Raw genomic sequence first — 22,361 nt, 5'->3', positions numbered from 1 at the left:
GGTAGCGCGGTCGGCGACTTCGCTAGCATGCGTGGGTGGCGACCACACCGAGCGGAGGTAGCACCGTCGGCTGGCCATCGCGGTTGTCGAAGGCCCGCCTTCACTTCGTGACCGGCAAAGGCGGCACTGGCAAGTCGACGATCGCCGCCGCGCTGGCACTGACCCTGGCATACGGCGGACGCAAGGTCCTCCTCGTGGAAGTTGAAGGGCGCCAAGGGATTGCGCAGCTCTTCGATGTGCCGCCGCTGCCGTACAAGGAGGTCAAGATCGCGACCGCCGAGCACGGCGGCCAGGTCAATGCGCTGGCGATCGACATCGAGGCGGCGTTCCTGGAATACCTCGACATGTTCTACAACCTCGGCATCGCGGGCCGGGCGATGCGGCGCATCGGCGCGGTCGAGTTCGCGACGACGATCGCGCCGGGTCTGCGCGACGTGCTGCTCACCGGAAAGATCAAGGAAGCAGTGGTTCGCCAAAAGAAGGGCGACAAGAACAAGCTGCCGGTGTATGACGCAGTGGTCGTCGACGCACCACCGACCGGGCGGATCGCCCGCTTTCTCGATGTGACGAGGGCGGTGTCGGACCTCGCCAAGGGCGGCCCGGTGTATTCGCAAAGCGAGGGTGTGGTCAGGCTGCTGCATTCCGATGAGACGGCCATCCACCTGGTCACTCTGCTGGAGGCCCTGCCGATGCAGGAGACGATGGAGGCGATCGAGGAGTTGGAGCAGTTGAATCTCCCGATCGGCAGTGTGATCGTCAACCGCAACATCCCCGCCTACCTGGAGCCCGACGATCTCGCCAAGGCCGCCGAGGGCGACGTCGACGCCGACGCCGTGCGAGACGGGCTGGCCGCCGCCGGGATCAAATTGAGCGACGCGGACTTCGCTGGCCTGCTGACCGAGACCATCCACCACGCGACCCGGATCACCGCGCGGGCCCAGACCGCGGAGCAACTCGACGAACTACACGTGCCGCGGCTCGAATTACCGACGATCGCCGACGGCGTCGACCTCGGCAGCCTGTATGAGCTTTCTGAATCGCTTGCGCAGCAGGGGGTTCGATGAGTACCACACCGCCGGCCCTGGATGTCGGCTCGATTCTGGCCGACAGGGCAAACCGCGTGGTCGTGTGTTGTGGCGCCGGTGGAGTCGGCAAGACCACCACCGCCGCGGCGATGGCATTGCGCGCGGCCGAGTACGGCCGCACCGTTGTCGTCCTGACGATCGACCCTGCCAAGCGACTGGCACAGGCGTTGGGCATCAACGCCCTTGGCAACTCGCCACAACGCGTGCCGCTGGCTCCCGACGTCTCCGGTGAGCTGTACGCGATGATGCTCGACATGCGTCGCACGTTCGACGAGATGGTGGTCCAGTATTCCGGACCCGAACGGGCACAAGCGATTCTGGACAACCAGTTCTATCAGACCGTCGCCACTTCGCTGGCCGGCACCCAGGAATACATGGCGATGGAAAAGCTCGGCCAATTGTTGAGCCAGGACCGCTGGGACCTGGTGGTCGTCGACACCCCGCCGTCGCGTAATGCGCTGGACTTCCTGGACGCGCCGAAACGGCTGGGCAGTTTCATGGACAGTCGGTTGTGGCGGCTGCTGTTGGCACCCGGTCGCGGCATCGGGCGACTGGTCACCGGGGCGGTCGGCTTGGCGATGAAGGCGCTCTCGACCGTCCTGGGCTCCCAAATGCTTTCCGACGCTGCGGGTTTCGTGCAGTCGCTGGATGCCACCTTCGGCGGTTTCCGCGAGAAGGCGGACCGCACCTACGCGCTGCTGAAGCGACGCGGCACCCAGTTCATGGTGGTGTCTGCGGCAGAGCCCGACGCGCTTCGGGAAGCGTCGTTTTTCGTGGATCGGCTATCCGAGGAACGCATGCCGCTCGCCGGCCTCATCTTGAACCGGACCCATCCGATGTTGTGCTCGCTGCCCGTGGAGCGGGCCGTCGACGGTGCCGAGACGCTGGTGAACGAACCGGCGGATGGCGACGACGCGGCCTCGAGAACGTTGGCGACGGCCGTGCTGCGCATCCACGCCGACCGTGCATCGACCTCCAAGAGGGAGATTCGGCTGCTGTCCCGGTTTACCGGGGCCAATCCTCATGTCGCGATTGTCGGCGTGCCCTCACTGCCGTTCGACGTATGCGATCTGGAGGCGCTGCGCGCAATCGCCGACCAGATGACGGGGGCCGCGAGTTAGCGGCAGTCCAAGAATCCGGATTAGCCGGCGCTGCGGTGCTTACGCTGTGCAGCGAAGAACTCCGCCCAAGACACCACCTCCGGGTGCTGCTTGAGTAATGCCCGTCGCTGGCGCTCGGTCATTCCGCCCCAGACGCCGAACTCGACACGGTTATCCAACGCGTCCGCACCACATTCCAGCATCACTGGGCAGTGCCGGCAGATCACCGCCGCTTTACGTTGTGCCGCCCCGCGGACGAAAAGCTCGTCGGGATCAGCCGCTCGACACAGCGCCCTGGAAACCCAAGCGATCCGAGACTCGGCATCCGTGCGATGCATGAGATTGTTCGTCGGCGCTGTGTTGCGCGCCGCGGTCCGTGTACCTGACACCAGCGATCCCCTTCGCTCGGCCGCCTCTTCTTGACGGCTCTGCCCTGACTACAGACCAACGATGCGATCTACGCCACACTATGCACGTCGGTGTTACCTGTATCTCATTGTGGGTCTAAGCTAGGTGGTCAGGGGGCAATTGCGCAACACTTTGGCACCCCCTTTTTTGGGACAACCGTGCCGTCCGATCATGAATCCCGGCTAAAACCGGCGCCCGCGGCGGCTGAAGAGGCCCTGAGCTGCATCTGAGAGAACGCTGAGTGGTGACGCGTCGGAAAATTTTCCTCGACCTGCCACTCAAGATCTCGAGCCCGGATGCGCCGCTAGTCTAGTAGCCATGCCGGAACGCCCCTCGACTGCGATCACCATCGCCAAGCTCGCCGGGTGCTGCGTTTTGGCCAGCGTGGTTGTCGCAGCCCTGCTGTTTCCAGTGGTCGGCGGCATGGGGCTGGTGTCCAACCGGGCCTCCGAAGTGGTGGCCAACGGCTCGGCACAACTGCTCCAGGGCGACGTCCCGGCGGTGACCACCATGGTCGACGCGAAGGGCAACACCATCGCTTGGCTGTATTCTCAGCGCCGCTTCGAGGTACCCAGCGACAAAATCGCCAACACCATGAAGCTGGCAATCGTCTCGATTGAGGACAAGCGGTTTGCCGAGCACAACGGCGTCGACTGGAAGGGCACCCTGACCGGGCTGGCCGGCTACGCGTCCGGCGACGTCGACACCCGCGGCGGTTCCACGATCGAACAGCAGTACGTGAAGAACTACCAGCTGCTGGTGACCGCGCAAACCGACGCGGAGAAGCGTGCGGCCGTGGAGACCACGCCGGCGCGGAAGCTCCGTGAAATCCGGATGGCGCTCACCCTGGACAAGACGTTCACCAAACCGGAAATCCTGACCCGCTACCTGAATCTGGTCTCCTTCGGTAACAACGCCTTCGGCGTCCAGGATGCGGCGCAGACGTACTTCGGTGTCAACGCGTCCGATTTGAATTGGCAGCAGGCAGCTTTGCTTGCCGGCCTGGTCCAGTCCACCAGCGCGCTGAACCCGTACACCAACCCGGAGGGCGCGTTGGCTCGCCGGAACCTGGTGTTGGACACCATGATCGAGAACTTGCCTCGAGAGGCGGATGCGCTACGCGCCGCCAAGGCCGAGCCGCTCGGAATCCTGCCGCAGCCCAAGGAGCTGCCACGAGGCTGTATTGCCGCGGGCGATCGGGCGTTCTTCTGCGACTACGTGCAGGCCTATCTGGCGAGGGCGGGTATCAGCAAGGAGCAGGTGGCCCGGGGCGGCTACCTGATCCGCACCACGCTGGACCCCGACGTGCAGGCTCCGGTCAAGCAGGCGATCGACACCTACGCCAGCCCGACCCTGCAGGGCATCGCGAGCGTGATGAGTGTGATCAAACCCGGCAAGACTTCGCACAAGGTCATAGCGATGGCCAGCAACCGCACCTACGGGCTGAACACCGAGGCCGGCGAGACCATGCGACCGCAGCCGTTCTCATTGGTCGGTGACGGCGCCGGGTCCATTTTCAAGATCTTCACCACCGCCGCCGCGATGGACATGGGCATGGGCATCAATACCCAGCTGGAGGTACCGGGCAGCTTTCAGACCAAGGGCATGGGAAGCGGCGGTGCCAAGGGCTGCCCGAAGGAAACGTGGTGCGTGGTGAACGCCGGCAAGTACCGGGGCTCGATGAACGTGACCGATGCGTTGGCCACCTCACCGAACACCGCGTTCGCCAAACTGATCTCGCGGATCGGAGTTCCGCGCACTGTCGACATGGCGGTCAGGCTCGGGCTGCGGTCGTACGCCGATCCGGGGACCGCTCGCGATTACGACCCGGACAGCAATGAGAGCCTGGCCGACTTCATCAAACGGCAGAACATCGGGTCGTTCACCCTGGGCCCGTTCGAACTCAACGCGCTCGAACTGTCGAACGTCGCCGCGACACTGGCGTCGGGCGGCACATGGTGCCCACCGAACCCCATTGACAAGGTGATCGACCGTGACGGCAACGAAGTCGCCGTCACCACCGAGCCATGCGACCAAGCGGTACCGGAGGGGCTCGCCAACACGCTGGCCAACGCACTCAGCAAGGACTCGCAGGGGGGCGGCACAGCGTCGGGATCCGCCGCCGCGGCGGGCTGGAATCTGCCGATGTCGGGCAAGACCGGCACCACCGAGGCACACCGGTCGTCGGGCTTCGTGGGCTTCACCAACCACTACGCCGCGGCCAACTACATCTACGACGACTCCAGCTCGCCATCGGATCTGTGTTCCTCCCCGCTGCGGCGCTGCGGCGACGGCAATCTCTTCGGCGGCAACGAGCCGGCCCGCACCTGGTTCACCGCGATGAAGCCGATCGCGACCAAGTTCGGCGATGTGAAACTGCCGCCGACCGATCCCCGGTACGTGGACGGGGGCGCCGGGTCTCGAGTGCCGAGCGTCGCGGGGCTCGACCTCAACGCCGCGCGCCAGCGCTTGAAGGAGGCCGGTTTCCAGGTCGCCGACCAGCCCAACTCCGTGAACAGCACGGCAAAGTATGGCGAGGTGGTCGGCACCTCACCGAACGGCCAGACCATTCCGGGAACGATCATCACCATTGAAGTCAGCAACGGCATCCCGCCGCCGCCCCCGCCGTAGCCGGTCTCAGGGCGCGTGGCGCGCGATCAACCGCCGAGCGGCAGTAGGCTGCCTGCATGCCAACCGCCATGTCCGTTGTGAAAAGTACCGGCGCCGTCGCGCTCGGATCGGCCGTCGCCGGAATCGGCTACGCCTCGATCATCGAACGCAACGCGTTCACCGTGCGCGAGCTGACGATGCCGGTGTTGACGCCGGGCTCGTTGCCGCTGCGGGTGCTGCACATCAGCGACATCCACATGCGACCGGGCCAACGCCGCAAGCGGTCTTGGCTGCGTGAACTGGCCAGCTGGGAGCCCGATCTGGTGGTCAACACGGGTGACAACCTGGCGCACCCCAAGGCGGTGCCCGCAGTCGTACAGGCGCTCGGTGACCTGTTGTCGCTGCCGGGCGTCTTCGTCTTCGGCAGCAATGACTACTTCGGGCCGCGGTTGAAGAACCCGCTGAACTATCTGACCAACCCGGGTCACCGGGTCTACGGGCGGCCGTTGCCGTGGCAGGACCTACGGGCGGCGTTCACCGAGCGCGGCTGGCTGGACCTCACCCACAATCGTCGCGAGTTGGAGGTAGCCGGTCTGCATATCGCCGCCGCCGGTGTCGACGACCCGCATATCGACCGGGATCGCTACGAAACGATCGCCGGTCCGGCCAGCCCGGCCGCCAACCTGCGCCTAGGGCTGACCCATTCACCGGAGCCGCGGGTGCTGGACCGCTTCGCCGCCGACGGCTACCAACTGGTGATGGCCGGCCACACCCACGGCGGACAGCTGTGCCTTCCGTTCTACGGAGCCGTGGTGACCAACTCGGGTCTGGACCGGTCCCGGGCCAAAGGACAGTCACGCTGGGGCGCGACGATGCGGTTGCACGTCTCGGCCGGCATCGGCACGTCGCCGTTTGCGCCTGTGCGGTTCTGCTGCCGGCCGGAGGCGACGCTGCTGACACTGATTGCGGCGCCGACCGGCGGCCGGGACCCGCATCGGGACCGGGGCCGGTCGCAGCCAACGTATTCGGCGCGTTGAGCAAACCAGCCCGGGTCGCGGTTCACAGCCGACCACGCGGCTGGACAGACAACGCGATCCGGCTGATCGAGGCGGACGCCCGTCGCAGCGCCGACACCCATCTGCTGCGCTACCCGCTGCCGTCGGCCTGGTGCGACGACGCCGACGTCGAGCTCTACCTCAAAGACGAGACCACGCACATCACCGGCAGCCTCAAGCACCGGCTGGCCCGCTCGCTGTTCCTATATGCGCTGTGTAATGGCTGGATAGGCGAGGACACCACGGTGGTCGAGGCGTCATCGGGGTCGACGGCGGTGTCGGAAGCCTACTTCGCCGCGCTGTTGGGTCTGCCGTTCATCGCAGTGATGCCCGCCGCCACCAGCGCGTCCAAGGTCGCGTTGATCGAATCCCAAGGCGGCCGTTGCCATTTCGTCGAGCATTCGGGTGACATCTACGCCGAGGCGGAGCGGGTGGCCACGCAGACCGGCGGGCATTACCTGGATCAGTTCACCAACGCCGAGCGGGCCACCGACTGGCGCGGCAACAACAACATCGCCGAGTCGATATTCGTCCAAATGCGCGACGAGAAGCACCCGATTCCGAAATGGATCGTGGTCGGTGCGGGCACGGGTGGGACGAGCGCGACGATCGGGCGCTACATCCGCTACCGGCGGCATGCCACCCGGTTATGTGTGGTGGACCCGGAGAATTCGGCGTTCTATCCGGCCTACGCGGAAAACCACTACGACGTCGTCGTCGACGCGTCGTCGCGCATCGAGGGCATCGGCCGGCCGCGAGTGGAGCCGTCGTTTTTGCCCGATGTGGTTGACCGCATGGTGTCGGTGCCCGACGCGGCATCGATTGCGGCAGCCCGCCATGCCAGTACCGTGCTTGGCCGACGAGTGGGAGCATCCACAGGAACCAATCTGTGGGGAGCGTTCGGTTTACTGGCCGAAATGGTCACGGAGGGGCGGAGCGGCTCGGTGGTCACCCTGCTGGCTGACAGCGGCGACCGCTACGCCGACACTTACTTCTGCGATGAGTGGGTCAACGCCCAGGGGCTGGAGCTGTCTGAGCCCACGGCCGCGCTGACCTCGTTCGAACGCTCATGCCACTGGGACTGATCCCACGCCTCTTCGGCTTCGTTGCCCGGAGCGGTCACCAGCAGCCACAGCACCCCGAGGGCCAAGAGTCCGCCGAACACCACGGCGCCTAACACCGTCATGGTTTTCTCGCTTCCGTTAGAAACCGATCGCGTTCATTAGTTTATTTAATGTCACCGACGTCCCTGGTATTCCGAAGCCAAGTGTGGCGCAAATCGCGCGTCACGCCCGATGTGACCTGCGCAGCAACGCCGCTTTTTTGGACGGTTCGTCTTGGGTACCCGGCGGTTCGGGCCTCAATCCGCTTTGACGCGTTACCGGGCCGGTGCGATACGCTGTCGTGGCTCAATGCGGGGTGTGGCGCAGCTTGGTAGCGCGCTTCGTTCGGGACGAAGAGGCCGTGGGTTCAAATCCCGCCACCCCGACCCGAAAACGGCTGGTAGCCGTGGTGAAAATCCAACTGCATCATTGCAACTGGGGTCTGGTCTCTGCGCGCGACTGCGCCTTCGTGAAGCGGTGTCGTACCCACCGCCTGGGTCTACCCTCGAGGAGGCAGGAGGAGAGGTACGCAATGCTCGCAGCATTCGGATTCGAAGCCCTGGGCGTAGTCGTCGGGGACATGTATTTCGTCGACCCGGCACCGCTCGCCGGTCAGGAGACCCCGGAACGGGGAGTCAGACTGGAGCTCCGCCTCGTTGACCGGGCCGAGCCGCAGGGGTCGATCTACGCCGGCATCCCGATCGCGTTCGGCCGCCCGGTGTGGCGGGTGGACCTCTTCGGGTCCACGGAGAGCCCGCCGGGCACGCTGGACCGGGCTCATCACCATCCCCGTTTCGACGGTTGGGAACCCGGGCGCCGGCACTTCGTCGACGAGCTGTCAGCCGACCCGCTGTCCTGGCTGGCCGATCAGCTGGCCGACCCGGCCGCCGTACTGGCCCGCGCCGGCGTCGACGCCGATGAGGTCCCCGAAGCCGACAAGACCGGACTCGCTGCGGCAGCCCCGGAGATTGTCGCCGCTGTCAAACGGATGCTCGACGGCGTGCGAAACGGGGACCTCGCCCCGGTCCCCGCCGAGCCGGTTGCCGCCGCCCGCACCGGCTGGCTCTGACTGCTTTCGTCAGATTCGCTGCTCGCCAGTCAGTTCCTGGGCTACCGCGTCGAACGCACGCAGGGTATCTGTCTGTACTTGTGGGTCCTGAGAGTCCGGCTGGCTTGATAGCTTGGCGGCGACCACCTCCGCGGCGCGGTTGACGTAGATCATCTGACCACACATGCCCAGGCACAGCACGACGTTGCTGCCGGGGTAGGGAAACCACACTTGGTTGCGGTACATCCCGCCAGGCATCGGGTTGTCCTCGGGGCTGGCGGCGAACGCCTCGCGCGAGTCGGGACCGCCGTCGAGGGTGTCTGCGATCCACGCCGCAGGCACCACTTGCCGGCCTGTCAACGAGACACCGTCGCGCAAGAACAGCGACCCGAAGCGGATCATGTCGGTAAGACAGGCGCTGATGCCACCGTCGAATATCCCTGTGCCGGCCGCGTCTACGCCGATCGTGGCGTCACATTGGGCGCCGATGCGGCTCCACAGCAGTTCCGACATCAGTTCGGGCATCGGCCGGCCGCCGGCCGCCTCGCAGATCCAGCCGAGTACATCGGTTTCACACGAGCGATATTCGAACGGCCCGCCGTGAGCCGACTTCTGCCGCAAGGTCAGCAGGAAGTCACGCAGCGTGGCGGGCACGTCCGCACTGCCCTTGGGTCGCCACCCGATCACCTGCTCGCGCACGTGTATCTCCGCGGCCGGGTCGAGGTAATTCTCCGAGAAGGCGATACCCGACCGCATGTCGAGCAGGTGGCGCACCGTCGCACCGGCGTAGCCGCAGTTCGCCAGCGCGGCAACGTATTCCGTCACCGGCGCGTCGAGCTCTTTCGCGCCGTTCAGCGCGCCGACCACGGCGGCCACCAGCGACTTGCTCACCGAGAACAGCAGGTGCCGGGTCTCGGCGTGCATGCCGTCGAGGTACTCCTCGGCGACCAACGAACCGCAGTGGGCGACGGCCCACCCGTCGGTCGCGGTGGCTGCCATCACCGCGCCGACGGTGGTGGCTATCCCGTCGGTGCCGGTCACCCCGATCTCGGCGATCGGAGCACCAGCCGCCGGCAGCGCCACGGCCGGCCCGGCCCCCCGCGAGATCACCGCGGTCGGCATGAAGTCTTCGATGTGCTGGAACGACCAATGCGAATACGGCGGCGACAGCCAATTGTCCAGTGAGAGACCGGCCGGGACGCCGCTCACGCTCGTGCGACGAGCCGCGAGACGATCGGCGTGGCCGGCGCCAGGGGCGTCGAGGCGAACTTCGCCTTGATGCCCTTGACCCAGCGCCGGCAGCGCTCGGTGAGCTGGTAGTCCTCGGTCTGCAGGTGTCCGCGCGTGACGAGCACGCCGAGTTGGGCGCCCTCGCAGCGTAAGTCGCCGGGCGCCGCGACACGCATGTAGAACGCCTCGGACTCGTCGAGCAACGTTGCCCAGTCGTTGGCGGACCGCGCGAAGGAAACGCGTCCCTCTTCGTCGAGTCGCCACACACCGGTGCGTGGGGTCGAGGTGAAAAGCTCGACGTCCGTGGAGGTTTCGCCGATGATCAGCTGACCCCAGACCTCATCCTCGCCATAGCCGCGCTCCCATCGCGCGTTGATCTCGTCGATGTCGAGCTCGTAGTCCACGTCCATGTACTCGAGCAGGTGGAAGAGGAACAGCGGCATATCGGCGTACGCCTCTGTGGTCAAGTTCGTCATCGGGCTGGCGCCACTCAGGCGCGGGTTCACCTCACCGAGGTAGAGCTCGTCGGAGTCCAAGTCGTGCAGGAGGTCCACCTCGAAGTAGCCGCGGTATCCCTCGCGGCTCAGCACGTCGCCCAGCTTGCGCACCATTTCTCGCGCGGTGTGGGTCTGCGCGGGCGGCAGCACCTCCCGCCAGATGTCATTGCCGCACCAGCCGCCCTTGCGGGGAGTCAGCTCCGGGTAGCCCACGAGACTGGTCATCGCGGGGCCGATCACGGTGCCGTGGCGGGTCACGGTGCCCTCAAGGCACACCTCGACATTGCGGATGCGCTTCATCACTTTGACTTCCTGGCCGGCCAGGTCAGCGGCGTGATCGTCCCAGTCGCGCTGGCCGCGCACAAAGAACACCGCGCTGCCGGCGTCGCCATAGGCGGCCACCACGACGAGGTCATCTCCCAGCCCGGCGTTTTGCGCGAGCGCCGACAGCTCGTCGTAGGAGCCGACCCGCCCGATCGCGTGCGGCACGCTGCGCACACCCGCATCGTCGGCCAGGCGCGTCATGACGATCTTGGAGCCCAGACGATGGCGCAGCTCGACGGGCGGATGCATGACCTCGAGCCCCGCCTCGTGCGCAAGCGCCTGGGTCTTTTCGTCAAGCATCACAAAGCAGGCCTTGCCGCCGGGTCCTCGGTTCTCGATGAAGTCGAGTGTCTCGGGATCGCGCAGCAGGTGGTTGCATACATCTCCCATGGACCCGAAATCGATGCGGTCGCGCCGCCGGGGCACGAACACGCGCGAATGCGTGCCCTCGAAAGAGTCAAAGTACGTCAGGTAGAAGAAGTTTCGTATCCAGCGGTCGATGCCCAGCAGGTTGAACGGGGTCGGCGAGATGAAGTACAGCGGCACTTTGTTGGTATGAAAGAACGCGCGTACGTCCGAGATCCCGTTCAGGTGGCGGCGCGGTTCAGGTACCTCCATGCCACAAGTGTGCACCTACCTATGGCCGTGTACCCGAGTTCTCCGGGCAAGCATGCATGGATCGGGACGACCCCTCAACGCCCCGAGATCACGCAGTTCGGTGTTTGCGCCTGGCGGCGAAGAAGTCCGCCCACGACACCACCTCGGGATGCTGCTTGAGCAGGGCGCGACGCTGACGCTCGGTCATCCCACCCCAGATGCCGAACTCGACGCGGTTGTCCAGGGCATCGGCACCACATTCGAGGATCACCGGACAATGCCGGCAGATCACCGCGGCTTTGCGCTGTGCGGCGCCGCGCACGAACAACTCATCGGGATCGCGGGCACGACAGCGAGCTTGGGACACCCAGGCCATCCGGGCTTCGGCCTCCGCACCATAGGGGCGGATCTGAAATGGACTTCGCGGTGTTGGTTTCACGATGCTGCCTTCACATACAGCTGGGCCACCAGGTTCACCCACTGCCTGGCCTCCTCCCGGCCGCCCAACGGAACCGGGTCGTGACGAAATTCGATCCCCGCGGTGTTGGCCAGCAATGGAGTCACATACAGCAACCAATACGGCCGGTCAGGTGGTTGAAACGCTCCCGCGATCTCCACGCCCGACGCATTCACGGCGCTGATCCGGGGATGGGCGGGGCCTTGCTCATCCTCGACGATGGAGTAGTTCGTTGCGCTGGAAGCGATGGGCTGTTGCAGAAGGACCATGGCTCCTCCCCGGTCGGCACCGCTCGGTTTGCTGAATTTGAAGTAGTTTTGCAAGAAGGGGCTAATGAGGAATCGGGGGTTTCCCTAATGTCGTGACCGCTTTTACCCCCTCATCCCGCGCAACGCGTGTGATCCGGGCCGCCACATCGGAGCTGAGCCGCTCGAGGGGGAGGCCGGCGCGCCGGCAGGTCTGGACGACGATGTCAGGGGAGCATGCGGCGAAGACGCCGTAGATGACCTCGTCGGTGGGCACCGCCAGTGTCACGAGCAGCTTCACCGGTGAGCCCTCCACGCGCATGGTGGCTGCGACAGCGTCGAGTTTGGCGACGGTGTCGTCGAGAGGCTGCTGGGTGACCTCCGGTCGGTACCACTCCGCGAGATAGCACGCGACCGGCGGCGCTGCGCTGCTCACGGAACGGACGCTAGCGGCCCGCGGCGCCCGGCGAATCGGGGGTTTCCCTAAAGTTGAGTTGCCTCATCCATTGGCCTAGTTCGGCGCGCGAGTGAATGCCGAGTTTGCGGTAGACGCGGCTCAGGTTGTGTTCGACGGTCTTTGGGCTGATGAACAGGGCGGCCGCGACGTCACGGTTGGTCATGCCGGAAGCAGCAAGTTCGGCCACCCTCCGTTCCGTGGGTGTGAGTCCCGCATCGTGGGCGGGGCTGACTTTGGTGCGTGCGAGCTCGGCGCGAGCGTGTTCAGCCCACAGCGGGGTGCCCAAGTCTTCGAATGTGCGCAAGGCCTCGTTCAGAGTCGCCGCGGCAGCGTCTTTTCTGCGCTGCCGACGCTGTAGTTGGCCGAGCAGCAGCTGGGTGCGGGCGCGTTCGAAAGGCATTGGCAGCCGGTCGTGCTCGGCCATCGCCTGCTGCGCGACGTGCTCGGCGGCTACCACGTCGCCCCGGGCGGCCAGCAGCATGCTGCGGCAGCGCGCGCCGACGGCCAGCATCCACGCGCGGTCGAGCCGGCGACCATTACGTTCCAGCGTCTCGATCAGCGGCTCGGCGTCGTCGAAGCGACCGAGAGCGACCATCGCCTCGACCGCGTCCGGCATGTACCAGGCGGTGAGGATCTCGGTGCCGGGAATGGCGTTGAACACCGATAAGACTGGTTGCAAGGCGATCAGCGCCTCGGCGTAGTGCCCGAGCGAAACCTCCAGAAACCCCAGAGTCATGATCGGCCAGTAGCCCGGCAGCCGTTGTGCGCCATCAGTCTCAGCTTTCACGGCTTCCTCAGCGTCGGCGCGGGCATCGCGTTCACGCCCGGTGTACGCGGCGACCGCTGCTCGCACCCCCAACGGAATCACCAGCACATGGTCGCCGCCCAGCTGTTCGGCCCGCTCCACGGCGTCGTCGGCAAGGTCTGCTGCATCGCTGAAGCGTCCCTGCCAGATATCGACCCATGTGCTGTATCCGGCGATGGCCACCAGGTCGCCTTCGGCGCCGCGTTCGACGCAGTGCCGACGCATGGCCTGCATCTGGGTGCGGGCTTCATCGAGCCGACCGGTGCAGGCCAGGATCAGTGCGTTGATCGCGCTGGCGCGAAACGGAATTGGCACGTCGATGTCGGGGTCTTCGAGTTCCAGCGCACGCCTGAGATCGGCTTCGTCGAACCCTTCTCCGTACGTGAAGGTGGCCCGCACCAACATCGCGAGCGCCTGACTGGTCAGCGTCGGAATGCCGAGCCCGTCGGCAACCGCCACGGCTTGTCGGGCGTTGCGCAGCGATTCGCCGTACTCGTCGACGTTGAGTTGAACAAATGACAGCATGAGCAAGGTCTGCACCAGCACCGCAGGCTCGCCTTCGGCGTCGTCGAGCGCAGCCTTCAGTCGATCGGCGGCGTGCAGAAAGCTGTTGTCATAGATACGCATTCCGGCAAGCAGGTCGAACGCGATGGCCCGAAGCGGGCCGGGCTCCATTGCGTCAATGGTCGGCGCGAGCACCGCTTGGGCTCGATCGGTGTCGCCGGCCTGAAAACGATGCTGGGCGGCCCGTATCCTTCGCGCCGAGGTGTCGCCACCGAGGCCGATCGCCAACTCGATCAACTCTGCGGCGGCAGCGGGCGCTCCGCGGGCCAGCGCCGCATCGGCGGCTTCGTCAAGAGCCTGAAGTGTTTTCGGATCCGCGCGAGTGGCGGCCAGTCCGAGATGCCTGGCTCTCAGCTCCGGGAGGGTCACGACGTCGGCAAGCGCCCGATGCATCCTGCGGCGGCGGGCCGGAGGGGCGTCGGTATAGACACTCCTCGCCAGCAGCGGATGGGAAAAATGCACCCGGTTGCCGTCAATCCTGATGATGTCGTGACTTTCGGGCTCTTCCAGTAGCTCGACCGTCCGCTCGACGCCCGTTCCGGTGGCCTGCGCCAGCAGGTCGACCGTCGGATCGGCCATACAGGCAGCGGCCAGCAACATCTCCCGTGACGCGTCTTCCAGGCGCCCGATCCGGGCCCGTACCAGCCCCGCCAACGTCGCGGGCAATGCTGCCTCCGTCTCCGGCGAACCGGCCATCGCACGCCCCAGTTCGAGTGCGTAAAACGGGTTGCCCCCGGAGGACTCGGCGATGCGCACCATCGTGGGCCGAGGAAACGACCGGCCTAGTTTCTCCAAAAACAGTGTGTGCAGTCCGCCAAGAGTCAACGGGCGCACCCTAATCCGCGCAACACCGTCGGGCCTGCTCGGCTGCAGCCACACCGTGTCCTCGGTGTCGGGTTCGGTGCGCTCGGTAAGCAGCACCCCGACCCGTCCCCGTATCCGCCGTGTCGCGAAGGCGACCACACTTTTACTTGACGAATCCAGCCATTGCGCATCGTCGATGGCGACCAGCACCGGGGTGTCCGCCGCGAGGCCCTCGACAACGGACAAGAACGCCGCTGCAACCACCCGCTGGTTGGTGGCGGGGCCATCGCCGTTGGCCCGCAACAGAACCCGCTCCAGAGCAAGACGTTGAACGTCGGGAAGTGTTGCCAGAACGGCTGATTCGACGTCGCGCAGCAGGTCGGCCACCGCCGCGTAAGCCAGGATCGATTCGGCGTGCCCTGCCCTCGCCGACAGCACCCGGAATCCGCGCTCATGCGCTTGCTCAATCGCGGCCAACCACAGCGTGGTCTTGCCGATACCCGCCTCGCCCTCGATGACCAAGAGCGACGGCTGCACCCCCGCGCCGATTAGGAACTCGGCTACCGCTCGGCTCTCGGCCAACCGGTTGCCCACACCTTCGGCCACGACGCCAATCATCGCAGCCACGTCAACACCCACACGTCACGGGCTGCCATTCCCGCAGCTCAGGCGCTGCTGTCTATGATCAGCGGGTGAGAGTCATTGTCACGGGTGGCAACAGCGGCGTCGGCGAGGCCACCGCTGCCGCACTGGCAGCCGCGGGCCACAGCGTTGTGATCGCTTGTCGCACTATTCCCAAGGCCGAGAAGGCGGCAGCGGCCATAACGGGCGACGTGGAGATTGCCCACCTCGATCTCGCCGATCTGGGCAGCGTCAGGAAATTCGCCGACTCAGTGGAAAACGTTGATGTGCTGGTGAACAACGCCGGCGTCATGGGTATGCCGCTGACCCGTACGGCCGACGGCTTCGAGTCCCACATGGGCATCAACTACCTCGGCCATTTCGCGTTGACGTGCCTACTGGGCGACAGTATCAAGGACCGGGTGATCTCGGTGGTCAGCGCCGCGTACGCCTTCGGTCGCATCCACCTCGATGACCTGAACTGGCACACCCGCAAGTACTCCAAGTCGGCGGCCTACGCGGAATCCAAGCTGGCCGTCATGCTCTTCAGCTATGAACTCGCGAACCGCGGCGTGCGGACGTACCTGACCGATCCGGGTGCCACCGACACGGACATCGCCAGGCACACCCGGTTGCTGCCCTGGGTGCGTGAACACACCTTCCGCCATTTCCCTGCCCACAGCGCGGCGGTGGGTGCGCGGGCCAGCATCGCCGCGGTCACGACTGATCTGCCCAGCGGAAGCTATCTGGCGCCGCGGTTCAGCCAATGGGGCAAGCCGAAGCCCACCAAGGTGGGAAAGAAGGCACGCGACGCCGTGATGGCCCGTCGGCTGTGGGAACTGTCCGCCGAACTGACCGGCTGCGACTGGCAGACAGTTTGACGAGCGTGCAATCGGGGGTAAACGGCGGTGTGACTCATACCCAGGCCGCGCGCGAGACCATCGAGCCTCGGCTGCCGGCGGCGCACGGACCGCTGTCGATGGCGGTTCGGCGCAGCCTGACCGAACCCGCGCCCCGCGATCAGCTGGCCCGCATCGGCGCCTCGGTGCGCGACTCCGAGCCCTTTGGCCTGGATCTGCAACTGGCCCTCTATATGTGTTATGAGCTGCATTACCGGGGCTTCGCCGGGGTCGACCCGACCTGGGAGTGGAATCCCGGTTTACTGCATCTGCGCAGCCAATTGGAACGGGCCTTTTTGACCGGCGTGCGCCGCGACGTCGGCTCCGTCGACCCCGACCAGAGCGCTGAGGCCGAAATGGAAGCGCTGTCAAGGGAACCCGCTGACGGAACAGGCCCGTCGTACTGGCTGCGCGACAACGGAACGTGGGAGCAGATGCGCGAATACTTCGTGCACCGGTCGCTGTATCACCTCAAGGAGGGTGATCCGCACGCCTGGGCGATTCCACGTCTGACCGGGCAGGCCAAGGCGTCATTCGTCGCGGTCGAATTCGACGAATACGGAGCCGGACGCGGCCCGCAGGTGCACCAGCAGTTGTTCGCCGACCTGTTGACCGCCGCGGGTCTGGATTCGACGTATCTGGGCTACCTCGACGCGGTTCCCGCCGAGTCTCTGGCCGTGGTGAACCTGATGTCGATGTTCGGTCTGCACCGCTGGTTACGCGGAGCGGCCATCGGGCATTTCGCCGCAACGGAGATCACGTCGCCGCCGGGCTCGCGCCGGTTGGTCGAGGCGCTGCAGCGGCTCGACGCGCCGCCGGCATGCGTTGCGTTCTACAGCGAGCACGTCGAGGCCGACGCAGTGCACGAGCAGGTGGTGCGCATCGACGTGGTGGGCGACCTCGTCGCGCGGGAACCACAGTTGGACCGCGATGTGGTTTTCGGCATTCGCGCCCACGCTGTGGTCGAAGACCGGCTCGGCGAGGCGATGGTGGCGTCGTGGAAGGCCGGTCAGTCCTCGCTACGACGACCGCTCGAGTGATTTCGTGCGGGCGGGTCGGCAGCGCCGGTGGCTGGTGTCGCACAGCGGATAGTTCTTGCTGCGCCGGCAGGTGCACACCGCCACCATGAACCGGTCGGATTCGACGACGCGGCCGTCGGGCGTCTCGATGCGCACCGGGCCGTCGATCAGTATCGGCCCGTTGGGTACCACCTGAACGCGAGTCATGGTTTGTCCGCTCGGATCACAATCAATTCCTCTCGCCGGCAACCGCGTGGGATCCGACCGGTCTCCTCTAGCCAACCGGCCCTTGCCGACATCACTGGTCCGAACGCGATCCATTGGGAGGCAATGACTTCAGCGTCGAGGCCGGTTGATCGCAATGTGTCAAGCGATTGTTCCACACCCGAGAAGCGAGACTGCACCAGCAGCATGGAGCCTCCGACGGACATCAGGCTCGACGCGGACTCGCACATCGGATCTATCACCAGTCTCCCGTCGACTCCTGCGTTCCAAGCCCACGCGGGACCGGCGCTCTGCGGGATCACCTCAGTGTCCCCGGCCGGCGGGGTGGGCACATAAGGCGGATTGGCCATGATGACCTCGAACGGGCCGCAGTCCAGCGCACCGATCCAGGATCCCTCCCGCACATCGATGTCAACGCAGGCGTGAACGGCATTGCCTTGGGAACACCGCACCGCGCGGGGGCAGATGTCGAATGCGGTCACACTGGCCGCTCCTAGTTCCGCGGCGGCGATCGCGATGTATCCGCTGCCGGTACACAGGTCCAAAACACGCCGCCCCGGTACCAGCCCGGTACGTTCCATCGTGTCGACCAGCAGTTGCGAATCTTCTTGCGGCGGGTACACCCCGTCGGCGTCGAAGGGGTCAGCGAGCAGCGGCCGCAAATCGGCTGAAGTGGTGGTCACGTGGGCCTTTCGACTCTTCGCCGCGGGGGTCACGGCTTATCGCGTGACTATGCCCGCAAACCGCCTTGTTGAAACCGACCCGCGTCAGAGCTCACTCAGGCTTTGCTCGGCGCGTTGGCGAACTGCTGGATGATCGTCGAGCAGAACACCGGGAGGTCCGAGGGTGAGCGGCTGGAGATCAGATTGCCGTCGACGACGACCTCCTCGTCCACGACGTTTGCACCGGCATTGCGTAGATCGGTGCGAATGCTCTGATAAGAAGTCAACGTCCGGCCCGACGCCACGCCGGCTTCCACCAGTGTCCACGGGCCATGGCAGATGGCCGCCACCGGCTTTCCGGATTCGACGAAGTCGCGCACGAAGGACACGGCCGAATCGTCCATCCGCAGCTTGTCGGGATTAACCGTGCCGCCGGGCAACACCAAGGCGTCGAAGTCGTCGACGGATGCATCGGACACCGTGCTGTCGACGCCGAAGGTCCCCGCCGGTTCGAGGTCGTGGTTTCGGGCCTGGATCTCACCCTGGTGCAGTGAGAGCAGCTTTGTCTCGGCGCCGGCTTGCTTAAGTGCCGCGCGCGGCTGCTCGACTTCGACCTTCTCCACGCCGTCGGCCGCCAGGATGGCGATTCTCTTGCCTTGCAGTTCATTTGGCATTGCTGTACTCCTACGGGTTTAGGACAACCTTGGTGCAGTTGTCTTGCTTGTGCTTGAAAATCTCATAGCCATGTGGCGCCTCGTCGAGCGGCAGATGATGGCTGATGATCGAGGGCGGATCGATTTCGCCGTCGCGGATTCGTTTGAGAAGTGGCTTCATGTAGCGCTGGACGTGACATTGGCCGGTCTTGATGGTCAACGATCGATTCATCACCGCGCCGATGGGAAACTTGTCCATCAGCCCGCCGTAGACACCGACGACCGAGATGGTGCCGCCGTTGCGGCAACTCATGATGGCTTCCCGAAGCGCATGCGGCCGTTCGGTTTCCAACCTCGCCGCTTGCTTAACGCGGTCGTAGGCGTCGACGACCGTTGATCCGTTGCGTGCCTCCAGTCCGACAGCGTCGATGCAGTGGTCTGGCCCGCGACCGGCGGTGAGGTCGCGAAGCGTCTCCAGCACCGATGTTTCTTCGAAATTGACTGCGACCGCGCCCTTCTCCTCGGCAAGCTTCAGGCGGTACGGCACTCGGTCTATCGCAATGACTTTCGATGCGCCGAGCAGGTAGGCGCTGATGATCGAGAACAGGCCGACCGGTCCGGCGCCCCAGACGGCGACGACGTCGCCGGGCGCGATGCCGCACATTTCGGCGCCCATGTAGCCGGTGGGCAGGATGTCGGACAAGAACAGCACCTGGTCATCCGAGAGGTCGTCGTCGATCTTCAGCGGCCCGACGTCGGCGAAGGGAACCCGCGCGTATTCGGCCTGTCCGCCGGCGAATCCGCCCATCATGTGCGAATAGCCGAACAGCCCGGCGGGCGAATGGCCCATCAACTTCTCGACGATTCCGGCGTTGGGGTTGGAGTTCTCGCACAGCGAGTACAGCTCGCGTTCGCAGGCTGAGCAGGCTCCGCAGGCGATCGGGAACGGCACCACCACCCGGTCGCCGGCGGCCAGGTTCTGCACTGCCTTGCCGACTTCGACGACCTCGCCCATGAATTCGTGTCCGAGCACGTCGCCGTGTTTGACCGTCGGGATGTAACCGTCGTAGATGTGCAGATCCGATCCGCAGATCGCGGTCGAGGTGACCCGCACGATCGCATCGCGGTCGTTGAGGATCTTCGGGTCGGGAACCGACTGCACCTCCACGCTGTTGCGACCCGCCCACACCGTCGCCTTCATCGCTCGGCTGCTTTCGGTTGCGCGGTCCGCTGATGCATCTGCCGGATGGACGCAACGCCTTCGGGAGAGCCGTCCGAGCGCAGGATTTCGCCGGTCTCGAGCAGCTGCTTGAATCGGCGGAGGTCGTCGTTGACCTGCTGCTCGGGTGACTCGCCGAATAGCGTTGCCGCCGCCTTGCCCAGGGCCCCGCCCGGTATGTGGTAGCTCAAAGTGACGCGGACCTCGGTGCCGTCGCCGGCGGGCGTGGGCGTGAATTCGACGCTGCCGCCGTTGGCGATCGCGGAGCCCGGCAGTGACTGCCATGCGATGCGCTGGTTCGGCTCGTCGTCGGTGATCTGAGCGTCCCTGGTGAGGGACCTCAGGTGAGATGTCGGCTGATTCTGCAGATCGCGCCAGTAGCGGTAGACCTCCTCCGGACTACGGCGCACGGTGATTGCCGCTCGCAGCGTGCGATGACGTTGTGCGTTGGCGTGCCGACCGTCGCCGTTTCGGGTGGTGCGCAGCGCCGCGTAGAGGTCGGCGGCGGCGATCCCGGCGAGCGCAACGGCCGACGCCGCGCCGCGGCGGCGCCCACCCCGGCGGCGCTTTGCCAGCGCGGCGCCCAGTAACGACAGATCCAGGGCGTCGCCGGCGACCCTCGTCCAGACCAGGCGGGCCGGCCCGAACAACAGGGCGGCGGCGTGCCCGCATTCGCGAATCCCGAGCGCCCTGATCACCGATCGGGATCGCCCGGTCTGGTCGATGCCGGCCAACGCCGCCACTTTCGCGGGTGCCAAAATTTCGCTGAGGCCGAGGCCCAGGCTGGCCCCGCCGAGCCCCTTGACCAGCGTCGTCGTGGTGCTCGCGGATGCGTTATTCACCGTCGTGGCCCTGGTCGGCTGCTGATCGCACCGCCGCCAGCAGCGGTTCGGCGGCTTCCTTGAGGAAGAGGTCCTGCGCGTCGCCGCCGATTTGGATCATCGCGATGTCGGTGAAACCGGCCTCCCAGTACGGGCGCACCGCCTCGACGATCGCGTCCACATCCGGACCGCAGGGGATGCTCTCGGCGACGTCCTCGGGCCGGACGAACTGCGTCGCGCCGGCAAACCCGGCTGTCGTCGGCAGGTTGGCGTTGACATGCCAGCCGCCGCCGAACCAGCGGAACTGGTCGTGGGCGCGTTCAACGGCGGCGTCGCGGTCTGGATCCCAGCAGATCGGCACCTGTCCGATCACCCGGCCACCACCGGCCATACCGCTTGCCTGGCGTGCCGAGTGCCATTCATGGACGAGGTCTCCGTTGGGTTCCACCGCGGCCAGGTGGTCGGCGAGCGTGGCGAACTTCTGGATGGCCTTCTGACCGGTCATCGAAACCGCGATGCCCACCGGAACTTCCGGCAGATCCCACAAACGCGCCGAGTCCACCCGGTAGTACTCGCCGCGCCAGTCGACCAACCCGCCGCCGAACAGTGCCCGGATGACCTCGAGCGCCTCGGCCAGCATGTCCTGCCGCTGCGCGATCGCCGGCCAACCCTTGCCGATGACATGCTCGTTGAGGTTCTCACCGCTGCCCAGCCCCAGCGTGAACCGCCCGTCGGCGAGGAGCTGCACGGTTGCCGCCTGCTGCGCGACGATCGCCGGGTGATACCGCATCGTCGGGCAGGTCACATAGGAATAGAGGTCCACCCGCTCGGTCACCTGCGCCACGGCACCGAGCACCGCCCAGGCGTTGGGCGCATGTCCTTGCGAGGCCAGCCACGGCGAGAAGTGGTCGCTGCAGACCTCGAAGTCGAAACCTCGTCGTTCGGCCGAAACCGCGTACCGGACAAGGTCTTTGGGGCCGTTTTGCTCCGTCATCAGGGTGTAGCCAAAGCGCGTCATACGACGTGGGGTACCCCGGCGCGGCGTGGGCAAACGGCCCTTAGGAGCTAAAGGCGGTCCTTGACCGCCGCGGACAGGCGTGCACCGTCGGCCTTGCCGGCCGCGATCGCGGTCGCGGCCTTCATCACCATGCCCATCTGCTTCATGCCGGGCCGCTCCCCCAGCTGCTCGGCTACCTGGGCGATGGCGGTGTCAACGACGTCGGCCAGCTCTCCCTCGGTCAGCGGCGGCGGCAGATACTCTTCGATGACCCGGGCTTCCGCGTGCTCGTTGGCGGCCAGCTCACCGCGGCCGTTCTGGGTATAGATCTCGGCCGCCTCGCCGCGCTTCCTGGACTCCCTGGCCAGCACCTTGAGCACCTCGTCGTCGGAGAGCTCGCGGGATTGCTTGCCGGAAACCTCCTCGGTCTGGATCGCGGCCAGCAGCATGCGCAGCGTCGCGGTGCGCAGCTTGTCCTGCGTCTTCATCGCTTCGGTCAAATCCGCCCGCAGCCGGGACTTGAGTTCCGCCATAGCTGAGACGCTACGCGAGCCACCGGCTAAGCGGCCGACCGTGCGCCCCGGGGAATCGACTGTGCGCCCTGGGCGGGAATTCCGCCAAATTTCCGCCCAGGATGCACACTCGGCGCCGCCAGCGCACACTCGGGACACGTTGAGAAATGCCTCGTCGGCCGACAGGATGGGAGCCATGATCCGCGCTGGCGACTATGGCGGCCGTGTGTGAGCGTGCCGCCGCGCGACTACCCCGATTACCCAGAGCCGGGGTATCCACCACCTGGTTACGGCCCGCCCCCGGGTTACCCGCCGCCGGCCTACCCCCCGCCCGCATACGGCCC

The 22,361-nt window shown here is 65.9% G+C and carries 21 protein-coding genes, 1 tRNA gene and 1 pseudogene; 9 read left to right on the top strand and 14 right to left on the bottom strand.

The genetic code is table 11. The annotated features are described in order from the left end of the window. Positions 1 to 35: 35 nt before the first annotated feature. Entirely contained in the window at positions 36 to 1,064 is a 1,029-nt protein-coding gene (gene bagA, locus AWC06_RS22015; RefSeq protein WP_085200143.1) for an ATPase BagA, read from the top strand. Beyond that, a complete protein-coding gene (gene bagB / locus AWC06_RS22010; RefSeq protein WP_085200142.1) occupies positions 1,061 to 2,206 on the top strand; it encodes an ATPase BagB in 1,146 nt (381 codons plus the stop codon). Before bagA ends, bagB begins: the two co-directional genes overlap by 4 nt. 20 nt (positions 2,207 to 2,226) lie before the next feature. On the opposite strand, the gene AWC06_RS22005 is transcribed toward bagB, so the two are convergent. Then, a complete protein-coding gene (locus AWC06_RS22005) occupies positions 2,227 to 2,574 on the bottom strand; it encodes a WhiB family transcriptional regulator (RefSeq protein ID WP_085200141.1) in 348 nt (115 codons plus the stop codon). 337 nt (positions 2,575 to 2,911) lie between these two features. On the opposite strand from AWC06_RS22005, the pseudogene ponA2 reads away from it, so the two are divergent. The 5 genes and pseudogenes from ponA2 to AWC06_RS21975 form a co-directional block, all read left to right on the top strand. After that, positions 2,912 to 5,221 (top strand): annotated as a pseudogene (ponA2, locus tag AWC06_RS22000) (transglycosylase/D,D-transpeptidase PonA2); the annotation flags it as partial. Between the two features lie 59 nt (positions 5,222 to 5,280). Further along, the gene (locus AWC06_RS21995; protein WP_085200140.1) at positions 5,281 to 6,240 is read left to right on the top strand and encodes a metallophosphoesterase; all 960 of its coding nucleotides are present in this window, start codon (positions 5,281 to 5,283) and stop codon (positions 6,238 to 6,240) included. After that, the gene (gene cds1 / locus AWC06_RS21990; RefSeq protein WP_085200139.1) at positions 6,237 to 7,343 is read left to right on the top strand and encodes an L-cysteine desulfhydrase Cds1; all 1,107 of its coding nucleotides are present in this window, start codon (positions 6,237 to 6,239) and stop codon (positions 7,341 to 7,343) included. Before AWC06_RS21995 ends, cds1 begins: the two co-directional genes overlap by 4 nt. 330 nt (positions 7,344 to 7,673) lie before the next feature. Then, a tRNA-Pro gene (locus AWC06_RS21980) sits at positions 7,674 to 7,747 on the top strand. Positions 7,748 to 7,893: 146 nt separating this feature from the next. Continuing rightward, the gene (locus AWC06_RS21975; RefSeq protein WP_085200137.1) at positions 7,894 to 8,430 is read left to right on the top strand and encodes a hypothetical protein; all 537 of its coding nucleotides are present in this window, start codon (positions 7,894 to 7,896) and stop codon (positions 8,428 to 8,430) included. 9 nt (positions 8,431 to 8,439) lie between these two features. Here the strand turns inward: AWC06_RS21975 and AWC06_RS21970 are convergent, their stop codons facing one another. The 6 genes from AWC06_RS21970 to AWC06_RS21945 form a co-directional block, all read right to left on the bottom strand. Next, positions 8,440 to 9,591 (bottom strand): serine hydrolase domain-containing protein, encoded by a 1,152-nt coding sequence (locus tag AWC06_RS21970; protein ID WP_372458203.1) that lies wholly within the window; start codon positions 9,589 to 9,591, stop codon positions 8,440 to 8,442. Positions 9,592 to 9,614: 23 nt separating this feature from the next. Then, positions 9,615 to 11,078: a biotin carboxylase gene (locus AWC06_RS21965; protein WP_085200135.1), complete on the bottom strand. Its 1,464-nt coding sequence runs from the start codon at positions 11,076 to 11,078 to the stop codon at positions 9,615 to 9,617. A gap of 88 nt (positions 11,079 to 11,166) precedes the next feature. After that, a complete protein-coding gene (locus AWC06_RS21960) occupies positions 11,167 to 11,433 on the bottom strand; it encodes a WhiB family transcriptional regulator (protein WP_139820198.1) in 267 nt (88 codons plus the stop codon). A 59-nt stretch (positions 11,434 to 11,492) separates the two neighbouring features. Next, positions 11,493 to 11,783 carry a hypothetical protein gene (locus tag AWC06_RS21955; RefSeq protein ID WP_139820193.1) on the bottom strand — a complete coding sequence of 97 codons (291 nt, stop codon included), beginning with the start codon at positions 11,781 to 11,783 and terminating at the stop codon, positions 11,493 to 11,495. 61 nt (positions 11,784 to 11,844) lie between these two features. After that, positions 11,845 to 12,195, bottom strand: coding sequence for a hypothetical protein (locus AWC06_RS21950; protein ID WP_139820192.1), 351 nt, complete (start codon positions 12,193 to 12,195; stop codon positions 11,845 to 11,847). Positions 12,196 to 12,205: 10 nt separating this feature from the next. Next, a complete protein-coding gene (locus tag AWC06_RS21945; RefSeq protein ID WP_085200182.1) occupies positions 12,206 to 15,007 on the bottom strand; it encodes a helix-turn-helix transcriptional regulator in 2,802 nt (933 codons plus the stop codon). 74 nt (positions 15,008 to 15,081) lie between these two features. Here AWC06_RS21945 and AWC06_RS21940 point away from each other — a divergent pair, with 74 nt between their 5' ends. Beyond that, positions 15,082 to 15,891 carry an SDR family NAD(P)-dependent oxidoreductase gene (locus tag AWC06_RS21940; RefSeq protein ID WP_085200133.1) on the top strand — a complete coding sequence of 270 codons (810 nt, stop codon included), beginning with the start codon at positions 15,082 to 15,084 and terminating at the stop codon, positions 15,889 to 15,891. 98 nt (positions 15,892 to 15,989) lie between these two features. After that, positions 15,990 to 16,949 (top strand): iron-containing redox enzyme family protein, encoded by a 960-nt coding sequence (locus tag AWC06_RS21935; protein ID WP_085200181.1) that lies wholly within the window; start codon positions 15,990 to 15,992, stop codon positions 16,947 to 16,949. Here the strand turns inward: AWC06_RS21935 and AWC06_RS21930 are convergent. The 7 genes from AWC06_RS21930 to AWC06_RS21900 form a co-directional block, all read right to left on the bottom strand. Beyond that, entirely contained in the window at positions 16,929 to 17,135 is a 207-nt protein-coding gene (locus AWC06_RS21930; protein WP_085200132.1) for a CDGSH iron-sulfur domain-containing protein, read from the bottom strand. The two genes, AWC06_RS21935 and AWC06_RS21930, sit on opposite strands and share 21 nt — an antisense overlap. Next, positions 17,132 to 17,734 carry a HemK2/MTQ2 family protein methyltransferase gene (locus AWC06_RS21925; RefSeq protein WP_139820197.1) on the bottom strand — a complete coding sequence of 201 codons (603 nt, stop codon included), beginning with the start codon at positions 17,732 to 17,734 and terminating at the stop codon, positions 17,132 to 17,134. The genes AWC06_RS21930 and AWC06_RS21925 overlap by 4 nt, the downstream gene beginning before the upstream one ends. A gap of 197 nt (positions 17,735 to 17,931) precedes the next feature. Next, the gene (locus AWC06_RS21920) at positions 17,932 to 18,489 is read right to left on the bottom strand and encodes a type 1 glutamine amidotransferase domain-containing protein (RefSeq protein ID WP_085200130.1); all 558 of its coding nucleotides are present in this window, start codon (positions 18,487 to 18,489) and stop codon (positions 17,932 to 17,934) included. Between the two features lie 10 nt (positions 18,490 to 18,499). Continuing rightward, the gene (locus AWC06_RS21915) at positions 18,500 to 19,669 is read right to left on the bottom strand and encodes a zinc-dependent alcohol dehydrogenase (RefSeq protein WP_085200129.1); all 1,170 of its coding nucleotides are present in this window, start codon (positions 19,667 to 19,669) and stop codon (positions 18,500 to 18,502) included. Further along, on the bottom strand, positions 19,666 to 20,529 hold the full coding sequence (locus tag AWC06_RS23760) for an SRPBCC family protein (RefSeq protein WP_085200128.1): 864 nt from the start codon (positions 20,527 to 20,529) through the stop codon (positions 19,666 to 19,668). Before AWC06_RS23760 ends, AWC06_RS21915 begins: the two co-directional genes overlap by 4 nt. After that, positions 20,522 to 21,526, bottom strand: a complete 1,005-nt coding sequence (locus tag AWC06_RS21905; RefSeq protein WP_085200127.1) for an LLM class F420-dependent oxidoreductase — start codon at positions 21,524 to 21,526, stop codon at positions 20,522 to 20,524. The genes AWC06_RS23760 and AWC06_RS21905 overlap by 8 nt, the downstream gene beginning before the upstream one ends. A 47-nt stretch (positions 21,527 to 21,573) precedes the next feature. Next, complete coding sequence (locus AWC06_RS21900; protein ID WP_085200126.1) at positions 21,574 to 22,038, bottom strand: GatB/YqeY domain-containing protein; 465 nt, start codon at positions 22,036 to 22,038, stop codon at positions 21,574 to 21,576. Positions 22,039 to 22,361 lie beyond the last annotated feature (323 nt).

The organism is Mycobacterium fragae (assembly GCF_002102185.1).
In the GTDB taxonomy this organism is placed as follows: domain Bacteria; phylum Actinomycetota; class Actinomycetes; order Mycobacteriales; family Mycobacteriaceae; genus Mycobacterium; species Mycobacterium fragae.
This window is presented reverse-complemented; position numbering and strand designations above follow the sequence as displayed.

Bases quoted from the DNA above. Each gene is read 5' to 3' on its own strand.
- bagB (WP_085200142.1), top strand. From the start codon at position 1,061: ATGAGTACCACACCGCCGGCCCTGGATGTCGGCTCGATTCTGGCCGAC.
- AWC06_RS21995 (WP_085200140.1), top strand. From the start codon at position 5,281: ATGCCAACCGCCATGTCCGTTGTGAAAAGTACCGGCGCCGTCGCGCTC.
- AWC06_RS21975 (WP_085200137.1), top strand. From the start codon at position 7,894: ATGCTCGCAGCATTCGGATTCGAAGCCCTGGGCGTAGTCGTCGGGGAC.
- AWC06_RS21965 (WP_085200135.1), bottom strand. From the start codon at position 11,078: ATGGAGGTACCTGAACCGCGCCGCCACCTGAACGGGATCTCGGACGTA.
- AWC06_RS21960 (WP_139820198.1), bottom strand. From the start codon at position 11,433: ATGGCCTGGGTGTCCCAAGCTCGCTGTCGTGCCCGCGATCCCGATGAG.
- AWC06_RS21955 (WP_139820193.1), bottom strand. From the start codon at position 11,783: ATGGTCCTTCTGCAACAGCCCATCGCTTCCAGCGCAACGAACTACTCC.
- AWC06_RS21945 (WP_085200182.1), bottom strand. From the start codon at position 15,007: ATGATTGGCGTCGTGGCCGAAGGTGTGGGCAACCGGTTGGCCGAGAGC.
- AWC06_RS21935 (WP_085200181.1), top strand. From the start codon at position 15,990: ATGGCGGTTCGGCGCAGCCTGACCGAACCCGCGCCCCGCGATCAGCTG.
- AWC06_RS21930 (WP_085200132.1), bottom strand. From the start codon at position 17,135: ATGACTCGCGTTCAGGTGGTACCCAACGGGCCGATACTGATCGACGGC.
- AWC06_RS21925 (WP_139820197.1), bottom strand. From the start codon at position 17,734: ATGGAACGTACCGGGCTGGTACCGGGGCGGCGTGTTTTGGACCTGTGT.
- AWC06_RS21920 (WP_085200130.1), bottom strand. From the start codon at position 18,489: ATGCCAAATGAACTGCAAGGCAAGAGAATCGCCATCCTGGCGGCCGAC.
- AWC06_RS21915 (WP_085200129.1), bottom strand. From the start codon at position 19,669: ATGAAGGCGACGGTGTGGGCGGGTCGCAACAGCGTGGAGGTGCAGTCG.
- AWC06_RS21905 (WP_085200127.1), bottom strand. From the start codon at position 21,526: ATGACGCGCTTTGGCTACACCCTGATGACGGAGCAAAACGGCCCCAAA.
- AWC06_RS21900 (WP_085200126.1), bottom strand. From the start codon at position 22,038: ATGGCGGAACTCAAGTCCCGGCTGCGGGCGGATTTGACCGAAGCGATG.